The following is a 1284-nucleotide window of genomic DNA, read 5'->3' as shown; positions in this document are numbered from 1 at the left end:
AAGTTCGAATTAATGCAGCCAGAGCAAGGCGAATTTCAGTATCAAGCGCATGGCACGCCTTTTGAAGGTATCTCGGTTGGGATACTACAAATGGGCCCATATGCAGCAGAAACGCTTATCCGGAAAAGATGATCGTGCGGCATTTTACGATGATGTTGATCGCAAGATTCATCAGATCTGAAAAAGACTCCGACGAGGTTTATGGTGCTCCGCGGATCACCGCAGAATTTACCGAGCGCTACCAGATCACCTTGAATCGCAAGACTGTGGCTAAGCGGATGCGCCTGATGGGCATTGAAGGGATTTCACCGCGTGCTTTTGTGCCCGTGACAACGATTCAAGCCAAGCGTAAGTCGAGTCTTCCGGACCTGGTCAAGCGCATGTTTGATACCGGTGAGCTTAACCGGGTGTGGATGTCAGATATTACCTACCTGCGCACCGGTGAAGGATGGTTGTACTTATGTGCAGTCCGCGACGGTCATTCCCGCAGGGTACTGGGCTGGGCTATGGATCGCGTTCAAGACACAAGTTTGGTCGAACGGGCCCTGCGGATGGCGTATACGTTGCGCGGTGATGTTCCTGATGGGCTGGTGTTTCACGCTGACCGTGGAACGCAATTTACCAGTGAGAAGCTTTGGGAGGTGTGCCGAAACCTGGGCATTGCTCAGTCCGTGGGGCGTACCGGGGTGTGTTTCGATAATGCGATGGCTGAGTCGTTCTGGTCGACGCTTAAGACCGAGTTCTACGACCGGAAGCGCTGGTCAACCCGTGATGCCGCACGCAAGGCCGTTGCCTACTGGATTGAAGTCGTCTACAACCGTCGGCGCCGGCACTCTGCACTCGGGATGGTCAGCCCCGTCGACTTCGAGAACCATATTGGTTTAACCACCAGCAGAAAAGAAATAGCTGCCTAACCACTAGGTAGCTCTACTATGTGTCCACGATTTGCGGGCAACCCCAGGACCTCTCGCTGAACTCAGCATCAGCCGAGCTCGGTATCAACCGTGCCTCGCTGCATTCTTGGGTCAAAAAGTACTACACCGGCAAACGTGCCCGCATAAAAGCCGTGCACGAGAAAGCCCAGGCAGCGAATGAATCGTGAGACGCATCCGCCAACTGGAGAAAGAAAACGCACAACTGCGCGAAGAACGTGACATCCTGCGTAAGGCTGCGAAATATTTTGCTTAAAGCAACTCACTGGAGTTCTGGGTTGCGTCCCTTAGTGTGGTGTAACGCTTGCTGATGGTGGGCCCCGGAAATAGTGGGGCGGTCACCGTCAGTTAA

Annotated in this window: 1 protein-coding gene and 1 pseudogene; both read left to right on the top strand. The window is 53.7% G+C overall.

Going from position 1 to position 1284, the window contains the following annotated elements; translation table 11 throughout:
* Window positions 1-25: 25 nt before the first annotated feature.
* Window positions 26-914 (top strand): annotated as a pseudogene (locus ABRP98_RS11710) (IS3 family transposase); the annotation flags it as partial.
* 20 nt (window positions 915-934) lie between these two features.
* Entirely contained in the window at window positions 935-1102 is a 168-nt protein-coding gene (locus ABRP98_RS11845) for a hypothetical protein (RefSeq protein WP_502878805.1), read from the top strand.
* Window positions 1103-1284 lie beyond the last annotated feature (182 nt).

The sequence above is a fragment of the Corynebacterium sp. KPL2838 genome, assembly GCF_040225455.1.
GTDB lineage: Bacteria > Actinomycetota > Actinomycetes > Mycobacteriales > Mycobacteriaceae > Corynebacterium > Corynebacterium rhinophilum.
This window is presented reverse-complemented; position numbering and strand designations above follow the sequence as displayed.